Below are 26280 nucleotides of genomic sequence, written 5' to 3' on the forward strand. Positions count from 1 at the left end.
GGTCACGACTATGAACGGGGAGTGACTGGAATGTCACTCGACACGTAGGGTGCACGCTCGTGGACCAACGACGGTTGGGTGATTCTGGGCTGGTGGTCAGCGCGGTCGGGCTCGGCTGCAACAACCTCGGGCGGCCGGGGACCGCGACCGAGACGCTGGCGGGCGCCAGGTCGGTTGTCGATGCCGCGCTGGAGGCCGGCATCACCTTCTTCGACGTCGCCGACGTCTACGGCGCCCCGCGCGGGCGCAGCGAGGAGCTGCTCGGCCAGGCCCTCTCCGGGCGGCGCGAGCACGCGGTGATCGCGACCAAGTTCGGCATGGACATGCAGGGCACCAACGGCCCCGACTTCGGCGCCCGCGGTTCCCGCCGCTACGTCCGGCGCGCGGTGGAGTCCTCGCTGCGGCGGCTGGGCACCGACTGGATCGACGTCTACCAGCTGCACCGGCCGGACCCGCTGACTCCGCTGGAGGAGACGCTGTCCGTGCTGGACGACCTGGTGCACGAGGGCAAGATCCGTTACGTCGGGCACTGCAACCTGGCGGGCTGGCAGATCGCGGACGCGAGCTGGAGCGCGAGCACCGCGAACCTGACCGCGCCGGTGTCCGCGGAGAACCACTACTCGCTGCTGGAACGCGAGTCCGAGCGCGAGATCATCCCGGCCTGCCTGCGCTTCGGCCTCGGCCTGCTGCCCTACTTCCCGCTGGCCAACGGCCTGCTCACGGGCAAGTACGACCGGGGCGCCAAGCCGCCGGAGGGCAGTCGCCTGGCCGGCCGGGAACGGCTGCTCGCGGACGCGCCGTGGGACCGGATCGACCGGCTGCGCCGCTTCGCCGAGGAACGGGACCTGAGCATGGTGGAGCTGGCCATCGGCTGGCTGGCCGCGCAGCCCGCGGTGGCCTCGGTGATCGCGGGCGCGACCAGCGCGGAGCAGGTCACCCAGAACGCCTCGGCCGCGGAGTGGGCGCCCACTGCGGCGGACCTCACTGAGATCGACGCCATCTGTCCGCCGGGCCGACGTTAACGGCGGCTAACCTCTCCGGCATGCAGATCACCGACACCGCTGCCATCGTCACCGGTGGCGCGTCCGGCCTGGGTGGGGCCACCAGCCGTGCCCTGGTCGCCAAGGGCGCCCGCGTCTTCGCCCTGGACCTGCCGCAGGCCATCGAGAAGGCCGAGCAGGTCGACGGCATCACCTACGTGGCCGCCGACGTCACCGACGCCGAGCAGGTCAAGGCCGCCGTCGAGCAGGCAGCCGCGGCCGCGCCGCTGCGCACCGTGGTCAACTGCGCCGGGGTCGGCTGGGCAGGCCGGATCGTGAACAAGCAGGGCGAGCCGCACGACTACGACCTGTTCCGCAAGGTCGTGGAGATCAACCTGATCGGCAGCTTCAACGTGCTGCGCCTGGCCGCGGCCGCGATGGCCAAGACCGAGGCGGTGGACGGCCAGCGCGGCGTGGTGATCAACACCGCCTCGGTGGCCGCCTTCGACGGGCAGATCGGCCAGGTCGCCTACGCCGCGTCCAAGGGCGGCGTGGTCGGCCTGACCCTGTCCTCGGCCAGGGACCTGGCCACCTTCGGCATCCGGGTGATGACCATCGCGCCCGGCATCATCGACACCCCGATGCTGGCCGGGGTCACCGAGGAGTTCCGCGCGACCCTCTCCGCCGGGGTGCCCTTCCCCAAGCGCCTCGGCACGCCCGCCGAGTACGCGCAGCTCGCGGTCATGATCGTCGAGCACGACTACCTCAACGGCGAGGTCATCCGGATGGACGGCGCGCTGCGGATGGCGCCCCGCTAAGCCTGGCGAACGGTGCGGCCGCTTGGCCGCACCGTCACAGCTCCCCGGCGTAGGGCAGCTCGTAGACCGCCTCGGAGTCCATCCAGCGGCGCAGCGTCCACGTCGCCCGGACATCGTCCTCGTTGTACTCCAGCAGCCGTTCCCGCTGGTCCGGCTGGGGTTCGCCGCCGTCCATGCCGACCGCGTCCCGGTACCAGCGCATCGAGTTCTCGCCACCGGCCTCCGGGTCCCGCCAGGCGAAACCGGCCGCCGGGGCGATCATCTTCAGCCCCTTGCCCTTGGCGCAGAGGAACTGGTCGCGCACGATGCCGAACAGGTCCACCCACTGCGGCGAGCCGATGAAGTCCTGCACGGTCTGGATGGTCGGGATGTCCGGCTTCCCGGCGAAGCGCTCGGCCGAGCCGAGCATCCACCGGTTCTCCGCCAGCTCGTTGTAGCAGTAGGCGCGGAAGCTCAGCCCGCGCGCGCTGGCCCGCAGCCGCACGTGCGTGAGGTAGGACCAGAACTCGCCGAAGGAGCGGGCCTCGTCCTGGCAGGGCAACGGGTCCCAGGTGACAAAAGCCCGGTAGCCCTGGGGCACGCCGATGTCCGCGCCGGAGAGGTGCACGCCCCACATGTAGGCCCCGGCGTCGCCGAAGCTCTCCATGTCCACGTCCAGCTCCACGTCCGCGCGCGGCACGTGCACCCGTTCCTCGCGGCGCACCAGCGAAGCCCCGCGCAGCCAGGCCTTGGCCAGCAGCACCGCGTCGCCGAAGGGCATGCCCACCATCGGCGCCGGCGGTTCGACGGTGACCGGCTGGGCGGCCAGCTGGTCCACAGTGGACACTCCGATGGCGCGCAGGGACACCGCGTCCTCGCCGCGCACCACCAGGCTGACGTCCCGCCGCTCGATCAGCGTGGCCTCGCAGGTCGGCCACCAGGGGCAGCTGCGGCACTCCAGGATCCGGGACGGCCTGGCCAGCGGGTCGCGCTGGTTGAGCGCGGCCGCGGCCACCGCGAGCCGGTCGGCGAAGCGGGCGTCGTACTCCTTGAGCGCGGTCCGGCCGTTCGGCCAGGTCGGCGCCTCCAGGTCGTGCCAGAGCACCACGTCGGCGTCCAGCCCGATCACCCCGCCCATCGCCCGGCCGGGCACGGTCAGGCCCGCGGCCTGCAACAGCCGGTACGCGTGCGCCAGCCGCAGCTGGTCCCGTGGCTGCGGCCGCACCTTGCGGATCGGGTCCACCCTGGCGCTGCCCGGGTAGAGCTGGCCGAACGGGGTGGTGCGCGCACCGGTGCCAGGATCGGTGATCTTGTGCCGGACCACCAGCACCGGCAGGTACCCGCCGCTGGAGTCGCGCACCAGCAGGTCGATGCCGCCGCGGCGCCCGCCGGTGCGGTCCGAGGGCAGCAACCCGCCCCAGACGAACCGCGCACCCGCGCCGAGCACCGCAGTGGTGATCCGTTCCCGGTCGGCAGCCGCCTCGCCAGCGGGCACCTCGGTCCACTCCGCGCCCAGCTGCCGGGACAGCCGGTCCGCCACCACGCGCCGGTGCGCCGCCGCGTCGCTCATCCGCTGCTCGGCAGCCGGGTCCGGCGGCGCCTTGGGCGCGTCGGCCATGGTCGGATCGTGTTCGAGGTGCACGCGGCGCCGGCACCGGGTCACCACCCCGGCATCAAGTAGCACCGCAGACGTCACTCATGCAGGGTAGGTGGCCGGACCGCGCTCCGTGTCGGCAACCCGGTTGATCTCGGCTTCTAGCGCGCCGGAAGCGCCAGAAAACCCCCGAGCGGCCTACTCTGAGGGCATGGCCCGCATCCGGCGAGGAGTGCCCAAGCTGACCCCGGCCCGTGCCAGGCACCTGCTCGGAATCGGCAAGGTGGTGCTCCCCCTGCTCGCCCCGTTCGCGATCAAGGCCGCCTCCGCGGCCAGGGACGGCTACGACCGGATGCGCGCCCGCAAGCTGGGCGTGCCGGTCGAGCACCTGGCCACCTACAGCGGCCGCGGCGGCGCGCTGCACGCGCGGATCGCCGGGCTCGCCAACGCGGTGGCCGAGCTGCGGGTCAACGCCAGTGACGAGGTCACGGCCTTCGCCAAGGACAGTGAGACCAGGCTGGTCGAACTGGCCGCGGTGGTGCGGGCCGCGGAGCGGATGCCTGCGCCGCGACGCAGGACGGCGCACCGCTCGGTCGCCACCGAGCTGGACCGGATCGAGTCACACCTGCTGCATCATCTGGGCGTCTGATCGCGGGTAGCCGCGAAAGGGCAGCGGCAGCGGGCGCAGCAGCAGTGCGAAGGCGACCGCGGCCAGCACCGCCCCGGCGATCGAGGACGCGGACAGCGCGGCCAGCGCCAGGTTCAGCGGGATCAGGATCCCGGTGAACCAGAGCGCGCTGGTGCGCAGCTGCTGGGAGTAGGCGGGCAGCAACAGGGCCAGCACCAGCCCGATCGCGCCGGTCATGATCGTGGCCATGGCGAACGGGAACTCGAAGGCGCTGCGCGCCCACAGCACCCCAGCGGTCAGCCAGGCCACCACCGTGTGACCGAGCAACACGTACCGAACCGAGTCCAAGCCGCGCATGACATCCCCTCCCGGAAAGATCGTCACGACCCATCCTGGCTGGCCGCACCGACAGCGGCCATGGGGCAAACCCCCGAGTCGACCCTGAAGTCAGCTGCCGTAGAACTACTCAGGGCATCCGCACAAAACCCTCGCGGACCAGCCAGTTCCGCGCCACCTCCGCCGGGTCCTTGCCTTCCACGTCGACCTCGGCGTTGAGCTTGAGCATGACCTCGTTGGTCAGCTTCGCCGCCACCGGCCTGAGCACCTCGGTGATCTGCGGGTGGGTGGAGGCGGTCTCCTCGCGCATGGTCACCGAGGCGTTGTAGCGCGGGAAGAAGTTCCGGTCGTCGGTCAGCAGCACCAGGTCCAGCGCCAGCACCCGGCCGTCGGTGGTGAAGATCTCGCCGAAGTTGCAGGTGTCGCCGTTGGCCACGGCCTGGTAGATCGGCCCGTTGGCCAGCAGCTTGGCGTTGCCGGGCGCGGGCTCGAACCCGTAGGTCTTCTGCACCCCCGGCATGCCGTCGTTGCGGCTGGCGAACTCGTTCTCGATGCAGAAGGTGCCCTCCTGCGGCCGCTCCCTGGTCACCTTCGCCATGTCGGACATGGTGCGCACGCCGAGCCGCTCGGCGTTCTTGCGGTTCATCGCGAACGCGTAGGTGTTGTTCAGCGGCGCCATCAGGCTCCACACCACCCGGTTGCGCGCCAGGTCCTCCTTGCGCACCGCCTCGAACTGCCCGGCGTCGTCCGGGATCGGGTCCTCGTGCCCGAGGTAGCTGATCCACCCGGTGCCGGTGTACTCCCACATCAGGTCGACCTGCCCGGTGAGCAGCGCGTCCCGGCCGCTGTTGGACCCGGCGATGTTGGACAGGTCCCGCACCTTGGCCCCGGCCGCGCTCAGCGCGAACTCGGCCAGGTAGGCCAGCACCAACTGCTCGCTGAAGTCCTTCGACCCCACGGTCAGCTCGACATCCGCCAGTTCCGGCACCGGCTGAATCGATCCTGGTTTCACGTGAAGCGGCGTCGATCCACCGGCGGAAAGCCCGCATCCCGCCAGCAAGCTACCAGTCAGTAACAATGCGACTGTCCACAGTGGACGCTTGTTCACCGGAGTCCCTTCGGGCCGAGCTTGCGTTCGGCGATGCCGCCCAGCCAGTCCACCAGCAGCGCCAGCGCGGCGGAGAGCACCGCGCCGACCACCAGGATCGAGGTGCGGCGCAGCTTGTAGCCGGTGTCGATCATCGAGCCGAGGCCGCCGCCGTTGACGAAGGTGGCCAGCGTGGCCACGCCCACCGCGAGCACCAGCGCGGTCCGCATGCCGGCCAGCACGTGCGGGATGGCCAGCGGGAACTCGATCCGGCGCAGCACCGTGAAGGAGGACATGCCGATGCCCCGGCCGGCCTCCACCAGGGTCCGGTCCACCTGTTGCAGGCCGACCAGGGTGTTGCGCAGCACCGGCAGCAGGGCGTAGACCGCCATCGGCAGCACCGCGATCCAGAACCCGGTCTGGCCGGTGAGCAGGAAGAACAGCACCAGCACGCCGACCGCGGGGGCGGCCTGGCCGATGGTGGCCAGGCCGAGCACCACCGGCGCGATCGGCCGGGCCCAGCGGCGGCTCACCAGCACGCCCAGCGGCACCCCTGCCGCCAGCACGATGGCCGAGATGGCCACGGTCAGCTGGAGGTGCTCCCAGGTCAGGCTGAGGATGTTGGCGAAGGTGATGTTGCGCCGCTCGATCGAGTCGAGCTCGCCGGTGAACGCCCAGACCAGCACCGCGCCCACGATGAGCAGCACCGCGACCGGCTCGGCGAACAGCCGCAGGCGGTCCGCCCGCGAGGTGCTCACGCCGTCTCCAGCTCTTCGCGCATGGCCCGCACCGCGGCCATCAGCGTGTCCATGGTGACCACGCCGACGTACTCGCCGCGCCCGCCGGTGACCACGGCCAGGCCGTCGTCGTCGGTGAGCACCGCCTCCAGCGCGTCGTGCAGGGTGGAGGCCATCGCCACCGTGTCCTCCACCGCCCGCCCGGCCCGGTCCAGGCTGACCCCGGTGGACAGGTCCGGCGGGGTCACCCAGCGCAGCGGCCGCCGCCGGGTGTCCAGCACCAGGCCGACCGCCCCGCGCCGCCGCCCGAGCCGTTCGGCCAGCTCGGCCACGGAGTCACCGACGCCCGCGGTGGGCACCTCGGACAGCTCGACCTCGCGCACCCGGCGCAGGGTCAGCTGCTTGAGCGAGGCGCCCGCGCCGACGAACCCGGCCACCGTGTCGTCGGCCGGGTTGGCCAGGATCGCCTCCGGGGTGTCGTACTGCAGGATCCGGGACCGGTCGCCGAGCACCGCGATCCGGTCGCCGAGCTTGACCGCCTCGTCGAAGTCGTGCGTGACGAACACGATCGTCTTGCCCAGCTCCGCCTGTAACCGCAGCAGCTCGTCCTGCAGGTTGCCCCTGGTGATCGGGTCCACCGCGCCGAAGGGTTCGTCCATCAGCAGCACCGGCGGGTCCGCGGCCAGCGCCCTGGCCACGCCGACCCGCTGCTGCTGCCCGCCGGAGAGCTGGCGCGGGTAGCGCCCGGCGAACTCACCGGGGTCCAGCCCGACCAGGTCCAGCATCTCCTCGACCCGGTCCGCGACCCGCTTCTTGTCCCATTTCAGCAGGCCGGGCACCATGCCGACGTTCTGCGCCACGGTCAGGTGCGGGAACAGCCCCGCCTGCTGGATGGCGTAGCCGATCCCCCGCCGCAGCTCGTCCGGGTCCAGCCCGAGCGCGTCCTGCCCGCCGATGGTGATCCGCCCGCTGGTCGGCTCGATCAGCCGGTTGATCATCTTCATGGTGGTGGTCTTGCCGCAGCCGGAGGGCCCGACGAAGACCACCGTCTCCCCGGCCGGGATGGTCATCGAGACCGACTCCACCGCGGCCACCTTCTGCCCGGGGTAGCGCTTGGTGACCTCGGTCAGCTCGATCTCCACACCGCTGACCTGGCTGTGCTCAGACACGGATCCCCCTGGAAGTGGTCATCCTGCCGATGATCAGGAACACGCCGTCCAGCAGCAGCGCCAGCACGATGACGCCGAGCGTGCCGGCCAGCGCCGAGTTGACCGCGTTCGCGCTGCCCACCCTGGACAGCCCGCTGAAGATGAGGTTGCCTAGGCCAGGACCCTTGGCGTAGGCGGCGATCGCGGCGATGCCCATCAGCAGCTGGGCGCTGACCCGCATGCCGGTGAGGATGGTCGGCCAGGCCAGCCGCAGCTCCACCGAGGTGAGCACCCGCCACCTGGCCATCCCGATGCCGCGCGCCGCGTCCACCACCGCCGGGTCCACGCCGCAGAGGCCGACGATGGTGTTGCGCACGATCGGCAGCAGCGCGTACAGCACCAGCGCGGTCACCGTCGGTGCCACTCCCAGACCGAGCACCGGGATCAGCAGGCCCAGCAGCGCGAAGGACGGGATGGTGAGGATCGCGCTGGTCAGCGCGGTGGCGATGGCCGAGCCCAGCGAGCTGCGGTACACCGCCACCCCGAGCAGCACGCCGAGCGCGGTGGCGATCAGCGTGCACTGCACCACCGCGCTCGCGTGCAGCGAGGAGTCCAGCAGCAGCTGCTGCCACCGCGATCCGATGAACTCCCACAGGTTCACGGCTTGGCGCTCGCCTGGGTTTCATCGTTGCCGTTGCCGTTGCCCGCGCTGACCTCCAGCTGGAAGTCGTGCCCGTACTGCTCGGTGCCGCTGATCACCGCGGCCTCGACCACTTCGGCGCCCTTGTTCTCCCGGCGGATCAGCGGGTCCTGCCGCAGGTCCTTGGCCAGCGAGACGCACATCAGCACCATCACCGCGGTGAACGGCACCGCCGCGATGATGGTCAGCCGTTGCAGCCCGCTGAGCGCGTTCTCCCCGCCCACGGTGAGCATCACCGCGGCCACCGCGCCGGTCAGCGCGCCCCAGAAGATCACCACGCCCTTCTTCGGCGCGATCGAGCCGCGCTGGGACAGCGTGCCCATCACGATGGAGGCCGCGTCCGCGCCGGAGACGAAGAAGATCGCCACCAGCAGCATCACGATCACACTGGCCACCTCGGCCAGCGGGAACTGTTTGAGCATGCCGAACAGCTGGGCTTCCTGACCGGCCGCGCCGGCCAGGTCGACCCCGCTGCGTTGCAGGCTCAGCGCGGTGCCGCCGAGCACGGCGAACCAGAGCAGGCTCACCAGGCTGGGCACCAGGATCACCCCGGAGATGAACTGCCGGATGGTGCGGCCCCGGCTGATCCTGGCCACGAACATGCCGACGAACGGCGTCCAGGAGATCCACCAGGCCCAGTAGAAGATGGTCCACCCGGTCAGCCAGGTGTTCATCGCGTCGCCGCCGGTCGCGGCGGTGCGCGCGGACATCTCGGCCAGGTCGGAGAAGTAGTGGCCGATCGAGGTGGGCACCAGGTTCAGGATCAGCACGGTCGGGCCGACCACGAACAGGAACAGCGCGAGCACGCCTGCCAGCACCATGTTGATGTTGGACAGCCACTGGATGCCCTTGGCCACGCCGGAGACGGCCGAGCCGATGAACGCGATGGTCAGCACCACGATGATCACCACCAGCAGGGTGGTGGTGGCCTTGTCCAGCCAGCCCACCTCGTGCAGCCCGCGCCCGATCTGCAGCGCGCCGAGGCCGAGCGAGGTGGCCGAGCCGAACAGGGTGGCGAAGATGGCCAGGATGTCGATGGTCTTGCCCAGCGGCCCCTCGGCCCGGCGACGACCGAACAGCGGCGCGAACACCGCGCTGATCAGCTGGCGGCGGCCGCGGCGGAAGCTGCCGTAGGCGATGGCCAGGCCGACCACCGCGTAGATCGCCCACGGGTGCACGGTCCAGTGGAACAGCGTGGTGGCCATCGCGGTCTCCAGCGCCTCCTCGCTGCCCGCGGCGACCGTGCCCGGCGGCGGTTTGACGAAGTGCGCCAGCGGCTCGCTGACCCCGTAGAACATCAGGCCGATGCCCATGCCGGCGGAGAACATCATGGCCACCCAGGAGGAGGTCCGGAACTCCGGTTCCTCGCCGTCCTGGCCGAGCGGGATCTTGCCGTAGCGGCTGGCCGCCAGCCACAGCGCGAACACCACGAAGCCGGAGGCGGCCAGCACGAAGGCCCAGCCGACGTTGGCGATCAGCCAGGTCAGCGCCGCCTTGGCGGCCGCGCCGAGCCCGGCGCTGTCCACCACGCCCCAGCCGATGAAGGCCAGCGCGATGACCGCGGCGACGCCGAAGACCACCGGGTCCAGCCGGGCCGGGCGCTCGGCGAGTGGTTCGCCGGGAAGTTGGGTGGGTTGATCCGGGTGAGCTGGGGTACCACCAGTAGCGGGACCCGAGGTGAGGTGGTCGTCAGTCGTCACGGTGTTCGGCGCCCGGGGGCGCCTCCTCCTTCACGAACGGGCACGGCTACCGATTCTTGCTTTTCACCGTTACCCGTTCGGAGTAACGCGGTAAACCTGGCCTGCATTCTGTAGCGAACTAGTGACATTGCGCTGCGCCGTACGCTCTCCCCGTGCGCACAACCCTGGACCCGGTACGCGGAACCCTCCGCGTCCTCCGAGGTAGTGTGCTCGCCCTCTGCAGTTCCGCGCTCAGCGGAGCCGCGCACGCCCTGGCCGGTGGCCAGGTGGACGACGGCGTGCTGACCGTGCTGCTCACCCTGCTGATCGCCGCCGCGGGCACCGCGCTGGCCGGTCGCCGCCGCGGGCTGACCGGCATCCTGCTCGTGCTCGGCCTGGCCCAGTGCGTGCAGCACCTGCTCTTCGACCTAGCCGACCACGGACACCTCGCGGGCGGCTTGATCGACCCGGCGCTGATGGTCCTCGCGCACACCCTTGCCGCCATCGGCACGGCGTTCTTGCTGGTCAACGCCGAGTCCGCGCTGTTCGCGCTGTTCGCCGCGCTCGGCCTGCGCCCACGCCGCCGCCCGGTCTCGCGGCCGGTTCCGGTCACGCCCCGGCTCGCCGTGCTGGGCGGACCGGCCCCCCTCCTGCTCGACCTGCTGCTGAGCCGCCTCCGAACCCGGCGTGGACCGCCCGCGTTCTCCAGTTAAGGCAGCCCACCCTCCCCACAGCAGGAAAGAAATCAGGAGATATGTCGACTTCTCGACACCGCGCTCTGCTGCGCGCAGGCGCCATCGTGACCATGACCTCCGCCGCGGCCCTGTTCACCGCGGGCCTGGCCGCCGCGCACGTCACCGTCCAGCCCGGCGAAGCGGCCAAGGGCAGCTACACCAAGGTCGCCTTCCGGGTGCCCAACGAGTCCTCGACCGCCGGCACGGTGAAGGTCGAGGTCACCCTGCCCAAGGACTACCCGCTGACCTCGGTGCGGACCAAGGCCGTGCCCGGCTGGAAGGCCTCGGTGACCAAGGTCAAGAGCGCCGAGAAGGAGGTGGTCAGCACGATCACCTGGCAGGCCGACTCCGGCGTGCGGATCAACCCGGACGAGTTCGCCGAGTTCGAGGTCTCCCTCGGCAAGCTGCCCACCAACACCGACCAGCTGGTGCTGCCCGCGACCCAGACCTACGACGACGGCAAGGTGGTCAAGTGGGACGCCCCGCCCGCGGCCAATGGCGAGGAGCCGGAGCACCCGGCCCCGGTGCTGAAGCTGACCGCGGCGGCCGGTGACGCCCACGGGCACGGCGCGGCCACCACGGCCGCAGGCGCCAAGACCGACGGGCACAAGGACGCGACCGCCTCCGGCACCGACACCTCGGCTCGCTGGCTCGGCGGCGCGGGCCTGGCCGTGGGCGCGCTCGGCCTCGGTTTTGGGGTCGGCGCGATCCTGCGGGGCAGGCGGTCGGCGGCATGAGGCGACTGCTCGCCACCCTGGTGATCGCCGGAGCCGCCCTGCTCGGCTCCGCCGCGCCCGCGTTCGCGCACAACGTGCTCTCCGACAGCAACCCCAAGGCCAAGTCCGAGGTGGAGGCCGGTCCGGCGGAGGTGATGCTGAAGTTCGACCAGGAGGTCCAGGACGGCTTCAACACCGTCACCGTGACCGGGCCGAACGGCACCCGCTGGGAGGGCGGCACGCCCAAGGTCAACGGAGCCGTGGTCACCGCGCCGCTGCTCCCGCTGGGCCCGGCCGGGGAGTACACGATCGGCTACCGGATCCTGTCCGCGGACGGGCACCCGGTGACCGGCGCGGTTCCGTTCACCCTGACCAAGGCCGGTACCGGCACCCCGACCACGAACACCCTCAGCCCCTCGGCCGAGGGCAACACCAACGCGCAGTCCGAGGGCTCGTCGGGCACGCCGGTGTGGCTGTGGATCATCGGCGCGGCCGTGCTGCTCATCGCCGGAGTCGCGGTGGCCCTGGTGCTGGCGAAACCTTCGAAGAAGGCATGACCACAAGCCGGACCACCCTCCCCCTGCTGCTCGGGCTGGTGGCGACCGCGGCGGCCGGAACCACCCTCGGTTCCGTGCTCACCGCGGCCGCCCCCGCACCGGGGCTGCCGGAACCGGGAGTGGTGGTCCGGCTGGGCGTGCCCGCGTTGCGGCTGGCCGTGGACATCGGCGCGGTGGCCGCGGTCGGCCTGGCCATGCTGCCGCTGCTGCTGCGCACCAGCCGCCCGGCCAGGACCAGGCCGCTGCTGGTCACCGCGCACCGGATCGGCCTGGTGCTCGGCGCGGGCTGGGCGATGGCCGCGGTGCTGCTGCTGTGGTGGCAGGCCGCCGAGCTGGCCCCGGCCGGACTCGGCCTGGACGTGGGGTCGCTGGCTGACTACGCGGCCACCGTCGGTGCGGGCCGGGCGCTGCTGGTCGCGGCGGCCTGCGCGCTGGGCTACGCGGTGCTGCACGGCCTCGGCCTGCGCGCGGGCGCCCGCCCACCGGCTGAGCTGCCGGTGCTGGTGGCCATGCTCGGCCAGATCCCGCTCGCGCTCACCGGGCACTCCGCGGCCGCGGCCAACCACGAGCTGGCACTGCTGTCGATGAGCGTGCACGTGATGGCCGCCGCGGGCTGGGTCGGCGGCCTCGGCGCGATGCTGTTCCTGATCACCCCGCACCGCGGCCTGCTGGCCGAGGCGCTGCCCCGGTTCGCCGCGGTGGGCACGGTGTGCCTGGCCGCGGTCGCGGTCAGCGGCGTGGTCAACGCCGTGGTGCAGCTGACCGGCCGCCCCGGGCTGGGCTGGGCGGCCGCCTTGTTCGGCACCGGTTACGGCTGGGTGGTGCTGACCAAGACGGCCGCGCTGCTGGTGCTGGCCGGCCTCGGCGGCTGGCTGCGGTTCCGGCTGATGCCCGCGATCGTTCGCCACCGAACGACTTCGGTGACCCTGTGGATCTCGCTTGAACTGCTGGTGATGGCGCTGGCGATCGGCCTGGCCGCGGCCTTGGCCAGGGCCTCGCTCAGCTAAGAAGTCATTCCAGTTCGGTGAGCGCGGCGGCCCTGCGCTCCTGGCTCAGCTGCTCCAGCCTGGCCACCGCGGCGTTGCCCCGGCGCTGGAGCTCCTCGTGGTCGATCCAGCCCGCCGCGTAGTGGCGGTAGTCCTGCGCGAGCATCACCAGCTCGGACAGGTAGTCGGCCGAGCGCCGACGGCTGGTCTCGGAAAGCTCGGTCACCAACGGAAGCTGGTTGTCGACGACCTCGTCCAACATCTCCGCGGCTCGCAGGGCCTTACGCCCGCGCAGCCGTGCCTTGCCCTTTGTGGAGAAGCTCAACACGTTTCTCCGCCCTTCGCGCTCGCACCCAGCAAGAAGTTCGCTATACGAACATCGCTGCCACCCAGAGTGACCACACTGAGAGTCTTGACGTTCCGTTGACGTCCCTTTGTCGTCCTAGAGAAGGATTGCGTTACCGATCAACTCATTCTGAAGGAGGATACGGGTCTGCTGTATACGCCAGCGGGGGCCAGGTTCGGCCGCCGGACGGGTTAACGGTGCGGAGTCCAGCGGGCCCGGGTGTCACCCGAACGGAAGGACTGCATCCGTTTGGCCAACTCGGTTCGTACATCCGGGTTACTGCGCAAGATCGACAGCACGCCGGTGGTCAGCTTCAGCTCGCGCACCTGGCGCAGCACCGGGAAACCTGGCCACTTCGTGACATCGAAGCCGTAGGCCCTGGAGAGTTGCCGATACCGGTCACCGGTGTGCCGGAAGCGCAGTTTGCCGACCGCCAGCGGGGTCAGGTCCCACTCGCGCGGGCCGAGGCAGACCGAGTCCAGGTCGCACAGCAGCGGGCCGATCGGCGTGCTGATCACGTTGCCCACGTGCGCGTCGCCGTGGATCACGCCCTGCGGCAGGTGGTACTCCATCGCGGCCAGCTCGGCCTCGAGCTCCGCGCACCGGGTCTCCAGGAACTCCCGGTCCCCGGCGTCCAGCTCCTCGGCGTCGACCAGCCTGCGCCGGACGTCGGCCAGCGGATCCCAGCGCGGCAGCTCCCCCGGCGGCGCGGGCAGCGCGTGCAATCGTTTGAGCAGCTGAGCAAGCTCCAAGCCGGTGGCCTGGCCCACCTCGGGCACCGCCTGCCAGAGCGTGGCCACGTGCCCGTTGACGTGCAGCGGCTGCGGCAGGCCCGGCAGTAACCGGACCGCGGGCACCTCGTGCTCGGCCAGCCAGTTGGCCGCCCGCACCACGTTGTCCGCCCGGTAGCGCAGCGAGGGCGAGAGCACGATGCGCACCACCACCGGATGCGCCAGCAGCTGGAACACCGCGTTGTTGACGAAGCGGATCAGCCGCGCGCCGCCCGGGTCCAGCCCGGCGGCGTCGCAGATCTCCCCGAGGGCGGTCCGGAGCTTGGCACGGCTGTACCGCCCGTCCGCGTCGGGGCGAACCCGAACGTTCACGTCATGGTCGTTTCTGCGGGGATCCGGTGCGAATCCGAAACTGGCGGACCTCCTCGGCGAGGTCCTTGGCCTCGGCGATGTGCTTGTACCGCTCCGACTCTTCCTGGATGTCGATCATGCGGTCGGCCACCCGGACCGAGTTGACCCCCTCGCCCATGGAGTAGGCGACCCGGCCGACCCGCAGCCCCTCGCTCACGTCGCCGGAGCGGATGTGGTTGGCCGCCAGCATGCTCAGCCCGAACACGTGCGTGCGCTTCATGTCCGACTCGTAGCCCTGGGTGCACTTGACCAGCTCGGCCACGGCCAGCGGAGCGTGCTTGGCGCGGAAGTCGTCGTTGGCGGCCAGCGAGTGGTGCACCGAGCCGATCATCCCGTGCAGGTCGTTGACGGTGAAGAAGCGCACCCACTCCGGCGCGTGCTCGAAGTCGGCGCGGGCGAACTCGTCCTTGGTCCGGCCGACCATCTTCATCGCCTGCTCGCGCATGCCCATCATCGCGTAGGCCCAGGCCTCGTTCGCGCACAGCACGGCCACCGTCAGCGCGGAACCGGAGTCCTGCGCGGCCAGCTGGCCCAGCTGGAACAGCTTCAGCGCGTCGTTGGGCTCGTCGTAGTGCAGGTAGACCCGGCCCATCCGGTACAGGATGTTGGCCACCAGGTCGTTCTTCTCGCACTGCTTGGCGTACTCCAGCGCCTTGCCGAAGTGGTTGCGCGCCGGGTCCAGCATGCCGGTGTCGAACGAAGTCCAGCCGGCCAGGCTGTGCAGGTCGGCCAGGGCCAGCCGCAGCCGCCTGCGCACCGGGTCGATCGCGTCGGCCCGCAGCAGCTGCTCGGCCCAGGACAGCTGGGCGATCACCGCGTCCCGGCAGGTGCCGCCGCCGTACTGGTAGTCCAGCGCGCGCAGGGCCTTGGTCGCGGCCTCGACCTGCATGACGTCGGTCTTGCCGATCTTCTCCCTGGCCGGGGTCTGTGCCACGGAAGTGATCCACTGGCCGGGGTCGCCCGGCATGGTCACCACACCCATGGTCACGGAAGCGGCGTGCTGAAGGAACCTCCTCCGCTTCACCGACTCATCCTCCTCGGACAGGGGGTCATCGGCGACGCCGACCACCCGGACTGCGGTGGCTCCGTCGTAGGCGAGACCCATGTAGCCGCGCGGTACCTGGAGCCCGTCGGCGATCCGGGCCAGCACGTCATACGCCATGACCTGGCGACCCTTGAGGATCTCCGACACCTCGGACTGTGACTGCCCGGTGCTGGCCGCGATCTGGCGCTGTGACACCCCCACGCGCCGAAGTAGCCGGTACACCGTGCTGATGTCCCGGGCGGCCAAGGCGTCCCGCATCTCCCGTTGCTCCCAGGTGTCTGGGGTAACGAGCGGTGGCTGGGATCCGATGGTGTCCATTGCGCCCCCTTACGGTCCGCTGGGCGTCAAGCGCAGAGTAAGGGCAGTTCGCGGCGGTGGTGAAGTCCCCATCGGTGAGGCTGATCGGCCCGACTGAACTTGGCCTACCGCTCACCGTGTCACTCACACCGATCGGCGCTGAAACTCCCCGTTCTGGTTCGACTCGGCCCAATCTTAGTTTCGGTAAGGGATCGAGCACGGAGGGAAGTCGGAACCGTGGCGTTGACCGAGTCACCAAGCGTTGCCTCAGGCGACGGAGCAGGCCCCATGGGTCAGCTCCCGGCGCTGTGGCAGAGCGCGGGCGGCCGGCGGCGCTGGTGGCGGGTGAGTTGCCGCGACTCGGTCAACCGGCGTCGATTCCTGACCGTGCTCGTTGACCGAGACAGGGTTCTCCTCGTCGGGCCTCCCGGCGAGACCGCAGTGCTGTCGGCTGGACAGGTTGGCCAGCTCAAGACAGCTCTGCGCGAGGCCGCCGACCAGGCGGGAAGGTGACGGTGACGTCAGGTGGACGAGATTCTGGGTCAGGTGCTGCGCAACGCGGTCTGGGAACGGCTCGACATGCTTACCGAGCTGGCCAACCGCGCTGACGCCCCGTCCCTGCTGTCCGTCGCGCGTTCCGAGCTGCCCAGGCTCACTGAGGGCTGGCGCGCGATGCTCGCTGTTCACGAACCCGATGACCGCGGCAACTGCCCCGAGTGCTCGACCCGCTGGCGCCAGCAGAAGGCACCGTGTTCGGTGTGGCGCGCGGCGTACGAGCACCTCGTGGCCGGCGGCCTCGCCCCACGTCCTGCCCGGCACCTCCGCTCAGCGAAGGTGTCCTGACCAGGGACTGACGTCTCTCGCGGCCCTCGGGCTCTTCCCCGAACCGGGTCAGCCGCGGCAGCCGTCATGTGGCCGGTGGTCCGGGCCGGGCGAACCCCCGACCGCTCCGGGCCGGACCGCCGTGCCAGTTCTGGTTGAAATGCAAAACAAAATAGCGACTTCCGCGGGCCGGTGCTGAAGCACTCCCCTCCCCCCGACCGGCACCGGTCCGCGGATTCCAAGCCACCCCTCGGGTGGTCTGCCCCTCCCGCGCAGACCACTCGAGGGGTTTCGAATTTCCGGGCAACCACTCGTCGGAGTGAAATTCCTCAGGGCACCCGGCGGATTTTGAAGATCACGAATGCGCCGACGAGTGACAGCACCGCGGACACCGCGAACAAACCTGGGTAACCGCCGAAACCGGCCAGGATCGGCGTGGCCAGCAGCGGGGCGACCACCTGCGGCAGGCCGTGCGCCAGGTTGACGATGCCGAGGTCCTTCGCCCGGTGCTCGGCCGCCGGCAGCACCTCGGTGAGCAGGGCGGTGTCCACCGCGATGAATGCGCCGTAGGAAGCGGCCAGCACCGCCGCGCTGATCACCAGCACCGGCCAGCTGATGGTCACCACCAGCATCGCCGAGGACAGCGTGACCACCAGTGCGGCCACGAAGATGAAGACCCGCCGCTTGCCCGCCTGGTCCGACAAGCCGCCCGCGATCACCGCGGCCGGCACCATGATCGCCGCGTTGAGCAGGTTGAGCAGCAGCAGGTCCGCGTGCGGATCGGCCCGGTGCAGCACGTCCTGCAGCAGGTAGAGCGTGTAGAGGGTGCCCAGCACGAAGCCGAGGGTGACCAGCAGCCGGTTGAGCAGCGCCCAGGCGAAGTCCGGGTGCCGCCGCGGCGAGATGGCGAACCCGCGCAGCACCTCGGCCAGCCCGCGGGGCGGCCGCTGGTCCGGTCGCAGCACCGACTCGGCGGTGCGCAGGGTGAACGGCAGCGCGCAGGCCAGCAGCAGCACGGCGAGCGCGAGGTAGCCGCTGAACGCGGGCTTGACCGTGGTGGCCACCAGGGCGCCGGCCAGCGCGCCGACGGTCTGGCCGAGCCCGACCCAGCCGCCGACCAGCCCGCGCTGGGCCACCGGCACCCGGTCCGGGATCGCGGCCAGCAGCGCGGCCAGCATGCCGCCGAAGGCGGTCTGCACCCCGCACCAGGCCAGGATCATCACCGCCGCGCTGCCCGCACCGGCCAGCGCCAGCAGGCTGACCGCGCCGAGCACCGCTGAGGCCAGCACCCACGGCCGTCGCCTGCCGAACCGGGAGGTGGTCCGGTCGGAGGCGAAGCCGACCAGGATGGTGGCGACCATGCCGAACAGTCCGCCAACGGCGGTGGTCAGCCCGAACAGGCCCTCCTTGTGCGCAGGCGCGAACTGCTCGGCCTGGACCAGCAGCAACACCTGCACCGGGCCGGAGTGCACCGCCCACACCCCGACCATGCCCACGGCGAGCGCGGCGATCCAGCCCGTGCGGACCCGCTGGACCGGCTCGGCGAGCGCGTCCGGAATCGTCGAGGTCACCGGACCCCGCGGATCTTGAGCGCGAGCAGACCCCCGGCCAGCGCGGTGACCGCGGACAGCAGGAAGATCATCGAGTAGCCGGAGCCGTCCGCGCCGGACAGCAGCGGGGCGGCCAGCACCGGCGCGATGAACTGCGGCAGCGACTTGCTGATGTTGTTCACGCCCAGGTCCTTGGCCCGGTCGTTCGGGCTGGGCAGCACCTCGCTGGTGATGGCCAGGTCCACCGAGTTGGCCACGCCGAGACCGGCCCCGAGCAGCACCGAGCTGAGCACGAACAGCTCCCAGGTCGGGTTGACCACCAGGATCGCCGAGGACGCCGCCATCAGCACGCCCGCCAGCACCGCGAACAGCTTGCGCCTGCCCAGCCGGTCGGAGAGGTGGCCGAAGATCGCCGCGGAGACCACCACGCCCACCGTGGTGATGGTCGAGGCCAGCGCGGTGCCGCCCTCCGGGTCCTCGTGCTTGAGCACGTCGGCCAGGAAGAACAGCGTGTACAGGCTGCCCAGCACGTAGCTGATGGTGATCAGCGACTGGCTGGCGATCGCCCACAGGAAGTCGCCGTGCCTGCGCGGGGAGATCCACAGCGAGCGCAGCACCGGACGGCGTCCCGGCGGCAGCACCGGATCCCGGTTGATCAGCAGGAACGGCAGCACCAGCAGGATCAGCAGCAGCGCGCACAGGCCGTAGCCGCTGAGCGGGTCCGGGGTGGAGACGATCACCAGGTTGCCCACCAGCGAACCGCCTGCCTGGGCCAGGCCGATCAGCCCGCTCATCATGCCGCGCTGAGTGGTGGGCACGTGGTCGGGCAGCGCGGCGAGCAGTCCGGCGAAGGCCGCGGCCGAGCCCAGCTGCACCAGGCACCAGCCCAGCAACAGGCCGGTGACCGTGTCCTGCTGGCTGAGCAGCAGCATGCTGGCCGCCGAGATGGCCACCCCGGTCACGATCCACGGCTTGCGCGGGCCGAACTTCGAGGTGGTCCGGTCGGAGAGCAGCCCGAAGAAGATGTGCGCGGCCATCAGCACCAGCGAGCCGACGCCGGTGATCAGCCCGAGGCTGTTCTCCTTGTCCTCCGGCGCGGCGTGCGCGGCCTGCATCGGCAGCAACAGCACGGTCGGTCCGAAGTAGACGATCCAGACCCCGAGCGTGGCCGCGGTGAGCGCGCCGATCCAGGCCGGTCCGACCTTGCGCTCGGGTTCGACCAAGGACTCCGGTGCGATCGTTGTCATGGGTGGCCCCCCAGTTGCAACTGCGCCGACCGCTGCACCCTAGGAAGACGAGGGGCCTGTGAACAGGCAGAACAAGGAATCTGTAGTGCGATTGCCAGAACGGTTACCTGGCCGTCACGCGACCCCGCGGATCCGGCTGACCAGCACGCCGCCGAGCAGGGTGACCCCGGCGGCCAGCGCGTAGAGGGCGGGGTAGCCGCCGATGTAGGCCAGCACCGGCGCGGCCACCGCGGGCGCGAGCACCTGGGGCAGCGCCGAGGCAATGTTGATCACGCCCAGGTCCTTGGCCCGGTCCTGTTCGGTCGGCAGCACCTCGGTGAGCAGCGCGAAGTCCACCGAGGTGTAGACGCCGAAGCCGAGCCCGAGCACCACGGTGGCCGCCAGCACCGCGGGCCACACCGGCCAGAGCGCCAGCACCGCCAGCGCGGCCGCCATCACCACCGAGGCCCAGGTGACGAAGACCTTTCGTCGCCCCACCCGGTCCGACCACCGGCCGGCCAGCACCGTGGTGGCCAGCATGCTCACCGCGTAGACCGAGGTCAGGATCAGCACGCCGGTGCCGGGATCGGCGTGCCGCACCCCGTCGGTGAGGAAGAACAGCAGGTAGAGGGTGCCGAAGGCGTTGCCGAGGTTGAGCAGGAACCGGGTCAGCCAGGCCCAGCCGAAGTCGGGGTGCTGCCGGGGCGAGATCCAGAACCTGGCCAGAGTTCGGCCCGGCTGAACTGGCGGCTTGGCGAGCAGCACCTCGTCCCGGCTACGCACGACGAACGGCAGCACACCGGCGACGAGCAACGTCGCACATCCGAGGTAACCCCATTGGATTCCGCCCAGCGCGGTGGCCAGCGCGGTGCCACCGAGCACGCCCACCATCTGGGCCAGCCCGACCCAGCCGCCGACCACTCCGCGCTGGCGCACCGGCACGTGGTCGGGCACCTCGGCGGTCAGCGCGGCCAGCGCCGCGTTCACCGATGCCTGCACCAGGCACCAGCCGATCGCCATGACCAGCACGTTCGGCGCCGCGGCGAGCAGGAGCAGCGCGGCGGCGCCGAGCAGCGCGCCACCCACGGTCCACGGGTGCCGCCGCCCGAACCGCCCCCTGGTGCGGTCGGACAGGGCCCCGGCCAGTGGGTTGGCCACCACCGACACCGCCGCGCCGAGGCCGGTGACCAGCGCGAGCACGGCTTCCTTCTGCCCTGGCGCGAAGGTGGCCGCCTGCTGGCCGAGCAGCAGGTTGAGCGGTCCGAAGAAGGCCGCCCACACCCCGAGGTTGGCCAGCGTGAGCAGGCCGATCCAGCCGCCGCCGACCCGCTGCCGGGGCGTCACCGCGGTCATCCGCGCTGCTTCGCGATGTGCTCCCGCAGCCAGTGGAAGGAGTCCTTCGGCGTGCGCCGCTGGGTGGCGAAGTCCACGTGCACCAGCCCGAACGGCTGGCCGTAGCCCTCGGCCCACTCGAAGTTGTCCAGCAGGCTCCACACGAAGTACCCGCGCACGTCGACCCCGGCCTCGACCGCGGCCCGCAGCGCGTCCAGGTGCGCGGCCAGGAAGTCGATCCGCGGCTGGTCACGCACCCTGCCGTCGGTCAGGTCCTCGGCGAAGCTGGCCCCGTTCTCGGTGATGTACACCGGCGGCAGCGCCTCGCCGTAGCTTTCCCGCATTCGGACGAGCAGCTCGCGCAGCCCGTCCGGCACGATCGGCGAGCCCATCAGCGTGGCCGGGTGCTCGGCGATCTCACCCAGCTCGAACGGCAGCGGGTTGCCCTCGGCCGGCGCGCCGATCCGGGTCGGGTTGTAGTAGTTGACCCCGTAGAAGTCGATCGGCTCGCTGATCACCCGCAGGTCCTCGGCCGGGATCTCGAAGCCGGGCAGGTGTTCCGGCGAGGTGCCGAGCAGGATCGGGTCGGCGAAGAGCCGGTTGTGCAGCGCGTCGTAGGCGGCGGCCGCGGCCAGCGTCTCCGGCCGGTCGTCGGCGGCCCAGACCGGGGTGTGGTTGTTGGCGGTGCCGATGAGCCCCGCCCCGCCCGCCCGCAGCGCCCGGACCGCGAGGCCGTGCGCGAGCAGCTGGTGGTGCGCGGTGGGCAGCGCGTCGAAGAGCAGGGCCTGGCCCGGCGCGTGCTGGCCGAGGCCGTAGCCGAGCAGCGTGATCATCGCGGGCTCGTTGAGCGGCACCCACATCGCCACCCGGTCGGCGAAGGCCTCGGCCAGCACGGCGGCGTAGTCGGCGAAGCGGGCCGCGGTGTCCCGGTTGAGCCAGCCGCCCTCGTCCTCCACCGCCTGCGGGGTGTCCCAGTGGTAGAGCGTGACCATCGGCGCGATGCCGGCCGCGCACAGGGTGTCGATCAGCCGGTCGTAGAAGCCGAGGCCGGCTCGGTTGAGCGTGCGGCCGTCCGGCTGGATCCGCGGCCAGGCCACGGAGAACCGGTAGCTGTCCACGCCGAGCTCGCGCATGAGCGCGACGTCCTCGGGATAGCGGTGGTAGTGGTCGCAGGCCTGCGCGCCGGTCTCACCTGAACGGGTCTTTCCCGGAGTGGCACTGAAGGTGTCCCAGGTGGACCTCCCCCGGCCACCCGCGGTTACGGCACCCTCGATCTGGTACGCGGAGGTGGCCACCCCCCACACGAAGTCGTTCACCGTTGCCTCCGCCCAGTAATGTGAAAACGATTCGCATCTTAGGCGTGTCGTGGTTCACACGAAAGAGCTTCTTAGTCGATCACGCCAGAATGGACGCCTGTCCGCCGCCGCAAGCTCCAGGGAGCCGCCCGTGTCAGCTGATCTCACCCCCCTCCGGCGCCGACCGGTCCAGCAGCGCAGCGCGCAGCGGGTCGAACGGATGCTGGACGCGTGCGCCGAACTGGTCGCCGAGCTGGGCTACGACGGCGTCACCACCACGCTCATCGCGGAACGGGCCGGTGTCGCGGTCGGCTCGCTCTACCAGTTCTTCCCGGACAAGCGCGCCGTGGTGCAGGCGCTGACCATGCGCAACCTGGACCGCTTCCTCAGCCAGGTGCTGGAGCGGCTGGCCGAGGTGGAGCTGGCGCACTGGTGGGACGTGGTGGACCGGGCCTTCGACGTCTACATCGCCATGCACCGCGAGGTGCCCGGCTTCCGCAAGGTGCACTTCGGCGACGCGGTGGACGTGCGGCTGCTCGACGACGGCAAGGACAACAACACGGTCATCGCCGACCGCCTGGCGCAGCTGATCGCCGAGCGGTTCGGCCTGCCGCTGAACGAGGTCCAGCTGCCCATGGCGGTGGCCATCGAGGCCGCCGACGCCGTGCTGCACCTGGCCTTCCGGCACGACCCCGACGGCGACCCGAAGGTGGTCGCCGAGGCCAAGGCCCTGGTCAGGGACTACCTGGGCAGCCGGATCCGCTAGCCGAAGACCCGGCCCTCGCCGCGGTAGGTCGGCGCGCTCAGGCTGACCTGGTCGCCGTCGATGAAGTGGAACTCGGTGAAGCGCTCGGCCAGCTCACCGGCCTTGGCGTGCCGGAACCAGACCCGGTCGCCGATGGCGAGGCTGTCCGCGGCCTTGCCGGTCAACGGCGTCTGCACCTCGCCCGCGCCCTCGGTCGGCACCAGCTTGAGCCCCCTCGGCAGGTACGGCACCGGCACCCGGTCCTGCCCCACCGGCCCGGAGGCGAGGTAGCCCCCGGCGAAGACGGTGGCGGTGCCCCTGGCCGGCCTGCGCACCACGGGCAACGCGAACAGCGCGGCCGGGCGCAGGTGCAGGTGCAGGTAGTTGTCGAACAGGGTCGGCGCGAGCAGGCCGGAGCCCGCGGTCAGCTCGGTGACCGCGTCCTCGGCCGCGGTCCGCTCCAGGCTGCCGGTGCCGCCGCCGTTGACGAACTCCAGCTCGGCCACCGAGCGCACCGCGGCCACCGCGACCGCCCGCCGCTCGGCCAGCTCCACCAGCGAACGCTTCTGCATCCAGCGCACCGCGGCGCCGCGCACCGGCCTGCCGGCCGGCTTGTCGCCGAGCCCGGCCACCTGCGCCTCGTAGGACATCACCCCGACCAGCGTGAACCCCGGCCTGCGGACCACCTCCACGGCCAGCGAGCGGGCCTGGGCCGGGGTGTGCACCGGCGAGCGCCGCACCCCCACGTGCACCAGCCCGGACAGCGGCCGCCAGGAGGCGTCCAGCTCAAGGCAGATCCGGATCTCCGGGTGGCCCGGCCCGAGCACCTCGGTGATCAGGTCCAGGTGCGCGGGATCATCGATCATCAGCGTGATCGCGGCCCGTGCGCCGTCGTCGGCGGCCAGCTTCTGCAGCGCGGCCCGGTCCACGGTCGGGTAGCCGATCAGCAGGTCGTCGCTGACGCCCGCACCGTGCAGCCACAGCGCCTCGTTGAGGGAGTAGCACATGAGGCCGGCGAAACCCGGGTTCGTCAGCGCGAGCTTGAGCAGCTCACGTACCCGGACCGACTTGCTGGCCAGCCGGATCGGCCTGCCGTGTGCACGGCGGACCAGCTCGAGGGCGTTGCTGTGGAACGCCGCGAGGTCGACCGCGGCCAGTGGCGGGTCGAGATGCGCGGTCGCGGCGTCGAAGCGGGACCTGGTCTGCGTGGCTAGCACACTGCAACGGTAAGCCGAAAACCTTGAAAGGTGAAACCTCTTCACGTACGTTCACCAACATCCGCCCCGAGGATTGCGGAGGGTTGCCTTGCCGCGACAGAGTGCCACCGGCGCCTGGACCAACTGGGCCCGCACCGCCACCGCGCGGCCGGCCCGCACCGCCCGCCCCCGGGACGTCGAGGAGATCGCCACCGCGGTGAAGGCCGCGACCAGGGACGAGCTCACGGTGCGCGCACTGGGCAGCGGCCACTCGTTCAGCGCGGTCGGTTCACCCGAAGGCGGCCTGGCCCTTGACCTGTCCGACTGGCGCGGCGTGATCGCGGCCGACCACCAGACCGGCCTGGTCACGGTCCGCTCCGGCACCCCGCTGCACCAGCTCAACCACGAGCTGGACCAGCTTGGCCTGGCCATGACCAACCTCGGCGACATCGACCGCCAGACCCTGGCAGGCGCGATCTCCACCGGCACCCACGGCACCGGCGCGACCTTCGGCGGCCTGGCCACCCAGGTCAAGGCGCTGGAGCTGGTGCTGGCCGACGGCTCACTCCTGCGCTGTTCGGCAACGGAGAACCCGGCCGAGTTCAACGCCGCGCGGGTGGGCCTCGGCGCACTGGGCGTGCTCAGCACCATCACCCTGCGGTGCGAGCCCGCCTACGCCCTCCAGGCCGCCGAGTACCCAGCGGGTCTCGACGAGACCATGGAGTGCTTCGACGAGCTCACCGAGACCAACGACCACGCCGAGTTCCACTGGTTCGTGCACACCGACCGGGTCATGGTGAAGCGGAACAACCGCCTGCCGCAGGACGCGCCCCGGCAGCCGCAGCACCCGCTCCGCCGCTTCTTCGAGTACGAGGTGCTGGAGAACGCCGCGCTGGCCGCGGTCTGCCACACCGGCCGCGCCATCCCGAGCCTGGTCCGCCCGCTGAACCGGCTGTGCGCGAAGGTCCTCGGCGAGCGCACCTACAGCGACGCCTCGCACCGGGTGTTCACCACCCCGCGCCGGGTCCGCTTCACCGAGACCGAGTACGCCATCCCGCGCGAGCACTTGCGCGAGGTGCTGGCCGAACTGCGGGCCGCCTCCGAGCGCCTCGAGCACCCGGTGAACATCCCGGTCGAGGTGCGGGTGGCCGCCCCTGACGACATCTGGCTGTCCACCGCGACCGGCCGGCCGACCGCTTACCTAGCCATCCACCAGTTCATCGGTATGCCCTACCGGCACTGGTTCGCCACTTTCGAGCAAATCGCCTATGCGGCGGGTGGCCGCCCGCACTGGGGAAAGATGCACAACCAGTCAGCGGAGACCCTCCGCGACCGCTATCCGCATTTCGCCGACTTCAAGGCCGTGCGCGCTGCCCTTGACCCGCACGGCCGCTTCCGCAACAGCTATCTGGACCGGGTACTGGGGAACTAGCTGACCGTGGTGGCCAGAATCCGGTCGTAAACCACCTCACGCAGCCACCGCACGGTGACTTCCTGCTCAACCGGGAAGTCCTGCGGCGGCCGCCCGCGCAGGGTCAGCTCCACCGCACCGGTGTCCTGCGCTGTGGCAACCGACACACCGTAGTGCCCGGCCCGCATCAGGCAGTTGGCCAGGAAGTCATCGCCCTCGGCCACCGCCGACGGCACCACAACGGCCGTGTTGGTGAACCGGGAGAACGGGACGACCGAGGTCAGCGCGGTCCGCCAGTGCCGGGACAGCGCGATCGCGCCGACCAGCCGCACCGCGGGAGCAGGCACCATGCCGGCCAGCTCAGGCCACACCCAGGTGGACACCGTGGTCCGGTCGGTGACCGGCGGACACCCCAGCGCCAACCGCTCGGCGTGCGCGTCGGTGATCAGCTCGGCGACCATCACCACCCGCCGCCCGAGCAACGTCATCGGCGGCAACATCACGCCACCCCAGCCCAGCAGTTCGGCGGCCTTGGCGGCCAGGTGCTCCGGCGGCGCTGGTAACTCAACCGGGGCGACTGATCGGGCCGGAATGACAGGCAGTCCACCCTGAACTGTCGGCTGGCCCGTGGTGCGGCTCACGATCTTCGCCTCCCTGCGGCTTCACCAGTGCGGTCACCCACACCGGCGTTCTAGGCGTTCCGAAGCTGGTTCGTTCGCTGACGCCTTAACTGATTTACCAGGTCAGCGCCCTACCGCAGGGAAGGCAAACCGCCGATTGCGACCGGCGGCCGAACCCAGTCGGTAACCGGTCGATGCACCGTCAAGCACTTCAGCCCGGCAGTGCGGCCGTTCGTGTGAGACCCACACGCTCACCGCTCACCGCACCCCAAACCCCGCCAACCGCCCCCAAAGAGGGACGAGGACAAGAGAAGGAAGGAGGAAGACAAGCGGAGAAGCCCCCACCAGGAAAGCAACCACCAGGCAGAAGCCCCACCACAGGCCAAAGAGGACGACCAGAAGAGAGGAAGGAAGCAGGAGGCAGGGGGGCGGGAGGAGAGGACAAGCCCGAGAAAGCCTTCCCAACCCCGCTGGTTCAGAGCCCACCGCACCGTAGGGGGTCCGGGGGATTCGATCCCCCGGTGAAAATACGACGAAGAAGGCCCAGGCGTAGCATGCCTGGGCCTTCTTCGAG

At 71.0% G+C, this 26280-nt stretch carries 26 protein-coding genes; 10 read left to right on the top strand and 16 right to left on the bottom strand.

The window, feature by feature from the left end; all coding sequences use genetic code 11:
• The first annotated feature begins 59 nt into the window (after window positions 1-59).
• On the top strand, window positions 60-1022 hold the full coding sequence (locus ACWDY5_RS28825) for an aldo/keto reductase (RefSeq protein ID WP_449725300.1): 963 nt from the start codon (window positions 60-62) through the stop codon (window positions 1020-1022).
• Between the two features lie 20 nt (window positions 1023-1042).
• Window positions 1043-1798 (top strand): SDR family NAD(P)-dependent oxidoreductase, encoded by a 756-nt coding sequence (locus ACWDY5_RS28830; RefSeq protein ID WP_283662382.1) that lies wholly within the window; start codon window positions 1043-1045, stop codon window positions 1796-1798.
• Between the two features lie 34 nt (window positions 1799-1832).
• Here ACWDY5_RS28830 and ACWDY5_RS28835 read toward each other — a convergent pair whose 3' ends face one another.
• Complete coding sequence (locus ACWDY5_RS28835) at window positions 1833-3473, bottom strand: TM0106 family RecB-like putative nuclease (RefSeq protein ID WP_449725301.1); 1641 nt, start codon at window positions 3471-3473, stop codon at window positions 1833-1835.
• 109 nt (window positions 3474-3582) lie between these two features.
• Here ACWDY5_RS28835 and ACWDY5_RS28840 point away from each other — a divergent pair, with 109 nt between their 5' ends.
• On the top strand, window positions 3583-4020 hold the full coding sequence (locus tag ACWDY5_RS28840) for a DUF6474 family protein (protein ID WP_449725302.1): 438 nt from the start codon (window positions 3583-3585) through the stop codon (window positions 4018-4020).
• Here ACWDY5_RS28840 and ACWDY5_RS28845 read toward each other — a convergent pair.
• The 6 genes from ACWDY5_RS28845 to ACWDY5_RS28870 form a co-directional block, all read right to left on the bottom strand.
• Window positions 3991-4356: a hypothetical protein gene (locus ACWDY5_RS28845; protein ID WP_283662379.1), complete on the bottom strand. Its 366-nt coding sequence runs from the start codon at window positions 4354-4356 to the stop codon at window positions 3991-3993. The two genes, ACWDY5_RS28840 and ACWDY5_RS28845, sit on opposite strands and share 30 nt — an antisense overlap.
• A gap of 109 nt (window positions 4357-4465) precedes the next feature.
• Window positions 4466-5323, bottom strand: a complete 858-nt coding sequence (locus tag ACWDY5_RS28850) for a glycine betaine ABC transporter substrate-binding protein (protein ID WP_449725303.1) — start codon at window positions 5321-5323, stop codon at window positions 4466-4468.
• A gap of 116 nt (window positions 5324-5439) precedes the next feature.
• The gene (locus ACWDY5_RS28855; RefSeq protein WP_449725304.1) at window positions 5440-6180 is read right to left on the bottom strand and encodes an ABC transporter permease; all 741 of its coding nucleotides are present in this window, start codon (window positions 6178-6180) and stop codon (window positions 5440-5442) included.
• Complete coding sequence (locus ACWDY5_RS28860; RefSeq protein ID WP_449725305.1) at window positions 6177-7328, bottom strand: ABC transporter ATP-binding protein; 1152 nt, start codon at window positions 7326-7328, stop codon at window positions 6177-6179. The genes ACWDY5_RS28855 and ACWDY5_RS28860 overlap by 4 nt, the downstream gene beginning before the upstream one ends.
• Window positions 7321-7968 (bottom strand): ABC transporter permease, encoded by a 648-nt coding sequence (locus tag ACWDY5_RS28865; RefSeq protein WP_449725306.1) that lies wholly within the window; start codon window positions 7966-7968, stop codon window positions 7321-7323. Before ACWDY5_RS28865 ends, ACWDY5_RS28860 begins: the two co-directional genes overlap by 8 nt.
• The gene (locus ACWDY5_RS28870) at window positions 7965-9707 is read right to left on the bottom strand and encodes a BCCT family transporter (RefSeq protein WP_449725307.1); all 1743 of its coding nucleotides are present in this window, start codon (window positions 9705-9707) and stop codon (window positions 7965-7967) included. Before ACWDY5_RS28870 ends, ACWDY5_RS28865 begins: the two co-directional genes overlap by 4 nt.
• A gap of 152 nt (window positions 9708-9859) precedes the next feature.
• Between ACWDY5_RS28870 and ACWDY5_RS28875 the strand changes: the two genes are divergently transcribed.
• The 4 genes from ACWDY5_RS28875 to ACWDY5_RS28890 are packed head-to-tail and all read left to right on the top strand — an operon-like array spanning window position 9860 to window position 12700.
• Window positions 9860-10399 (top strand): hypothetical protein, encoded by a 540-nt coding sequence (locus ACWDY5_RS28875; RefSeq protein WP_449725308.1) that lies wholly within the window; start codon window positions 9860-9862, stop codon window positions 10397-10399.
• Between the two features lie 41 nt (window positions 10400-10440).
• Window positions 10441-11157, top strand: coding sequence for a YcnI family copper-binding membrane protein (locus ACWDY5_RS28880; protein ID WP_449725309.1), 717 nt, complete (start codon window positions 10441-10443; stop codon window positions 11155-11157).
• Window positions 11154-11693 carry a copper resistance CopC family protein gene (locus ACWDY5_RS28885; protein ID WP_449725310.1) on the top strand — a complete coding sequence of 180 codons (540 nt, stop codon included), beginning with the start codon at window positions 11154-11156 and terminating at the stop codon, window positions 11691-11693. Before ACWDY5_RS28880 ends, ACWDY5_RS28885 begins: the two co-directional genes overlap by 4 nt.
• Entirely contained in the window at window positions 11690-12700 is a 1011-nt protein-coding gene (locus ACWDY5_RS28890) for a CopD family protein (RefSeq protein WP_449725311.1), read from the top strand. Before ACWDY5_RS28885 ends, ACWDY5_RS28890 begins: the two co-directional genes overlap by 4 nt.
• Window positions 12701-12704: 4 nt before the next feature.
• On the opposite strand, the gene ACWDY5_RS28895 is transcribed toward ACWDY5_RS28890, so the two are convergent.
• The 3 genes from ACWDY5_RS28895 to ACWDY5_RS28905 form a co-directional block, all read right to left on the bottom strand.
• Window positions 12705-13004 (bottom strand): hypothetical protein, encoded by a 300-nt coding sequence (locus ACWDY5_RS28895; protein WP_252485493.1) that lies wholly within the window; start codon window positions 13002-13004, stop codon window positions 12705-12707.
• Window positions 13005-13216: 212 nt separating this feature from the next.
• On the bottom strand, window positions 13217-14128 hold the full coding sequence (locus ACWDY5_RS28900; protein WP_449725312.1) for a phosphotransferase enzyme family protein: 912 nt from the start codon (window positions 14126-14128) through the stop codon (window positions 13217-13219).
• A 1-nt stretch (window position 14129) separates the two neighbouring features.
• Window positions 14130-15530 (bottom strand): helix-turn-helix domain-containing protein, encoded by a 1401-nt coding sequence (locus tag ACWDY5_RS28905; protein WP_283662370.1) that lies wholly within the window; start codon window positions 15528-15530, stop codon window positions 14130-14132.
• Between the two features lie 504 nt (window positions 15531-16034).
• On the opposite strand from ACWDY5_RS28905, the gene ACWDY5_RS28910 reads away from it, so the two are divergent.
• Window positions 16035-16352, top strand: a complete 318-nt coding sequence (locus ACWDY5_RS28910) for a hypothetical protein (RefSeq protein WP_449725313.1) — start codon at window positions 16035-16037, stop codon at window positions 16350-16352.
• 308 nt (window positions 16353-16660) lie between these two features.
• On the opposite strand, the gene ACWDY5_RS28915 is transcribed toward ACWDY5_RS28910, so the two are convergent.
• The 4 genes from ACWDY5_RS28915 to ACWDY5_RS28930 form a co-directional block, all read right to left on the bottom strand.
• Window positions 16661-17902, bottom strand: a complete 1242-nt coding sequence (locus ACWDY5_RS28915; RefSeq protein ID WP_449725314.1) for an MFS transporter — start codon at window positions 17900-17902, stop codon at window positions 16661-16663.
• Window positions 17899-19128 carry an MFS transporter gene (locus ACWDY5_RS28920; RefSeq protein WP_449725315.1) on the bottom strand — a complete coding sequence of 410 codons (1230 nt, stop codon included), beginning with the start codon at window positions 19126-19128 and terminating at the stop codon, window positions 17899-17901. The genes ACWDY5_RS28915 and ACWDY5_RS28920 overlap by 4 nt, the downstream gene beginning before the upstream one ends.
• A gap of 114 nt (window positions 19129-19242) precedes the next feature.
• On the bottom strand, window positions 19243-20460 hold the full coding sequence (locus ACWDY5_RS28925; protein WP_449725316.1) for an MFS transporter: 1218 nt from the start codon (window positions 20458-20460) through the stop codon (window positions 19243-19245).
• The gene (locus ACWDY5_RS28930) at window positions 20457-21755 is read right to left on the bottom strand and encodes a GH1 family beta-glucosidase (RefSeq protein WP_449725317.1); all 1299 of its coding nucleotides are present in this window, start codon (window positions 21753-21755) and stop codon (window positions 20457-20459) included. The genes ACWDY5_RS28925 and ACWDY5_RS28930 overlap by 4 nt, the downstream gene beginning before the upstream one ends.
• 130 nt (window positions 21756-21885) lie before the next feature.
• Between ACWDY5_RS28930 and ACWDY5_RS28935 the strand changes: the two genes are divergently transcribed.
• Window positions 21886-22500 carry a TetR family transcriptional regulator gene (locus ACWDY5_RS28935; RefSeq protein WP_449725318.1) on the top strand — a complete coding sequence of 205 codons (615 nt, stop codon included), beginning with the start codon at window positions 21886-21888 and terminating at the stop codon, window positions 22498-22500.
• On the opposite strand, the gene ACWDY5_RS28940 is transcribed toward ACWDY5_RS28935, so the two are convergent.
• Window positions 22497-23696 (bottom strand): amino acid deaminase/aldolase, encoded by a 1200-nt coding sequence (locus ACWDY5_RS28940; RefSeq protein ID WP_449725319.1) that lies wholly within the window; start codon window positions 23694-23696, stop codon window positions 22497-22499. The genes ACWDY5_RS28935 and ACWDY5_RS28940 overlap by 4 nt on opposite strands.
• An 88-nt stretch (window positions 23697-23784) precedes the next feature.
• Here ACWDY5_RS28940 and ACWDY5_RS28945 point away from each other — a divergent pair, with 88 nt between their 5' ends.
• A complete protein-coding gene (locus tag ACWDY5_RS28945) occupies window positions 23785-25107 on the top strand; it encodes a D-arabinono-1,4-lactone oxidase (RefSeq protein ID WP_449725320.1) in 1323 nt (440 codons plus the stop codon).
• Here ACWDY5_RS28945 and ACWDY5_RS28950 read toward each other — a convergent pair.
• A complete protein-coding gene (locus ACWDY5_RS28950) occupies window positions 25104-25727 on the bottom strand; it encodes a hypothetical protein (protein ID WP_449725321.1) in 624 nt (207 codons plus the stop codon). The genes ACWDY5_RS28945 and ACWDY5_RS28950 overlap by 4 nt on opposite strands.
• Window positions 25728-26280 lie beyond the last annotated feature (553 nt).

The organism is Crossiella sp. NPDC003009 (genome assembly GCF_053591555.1).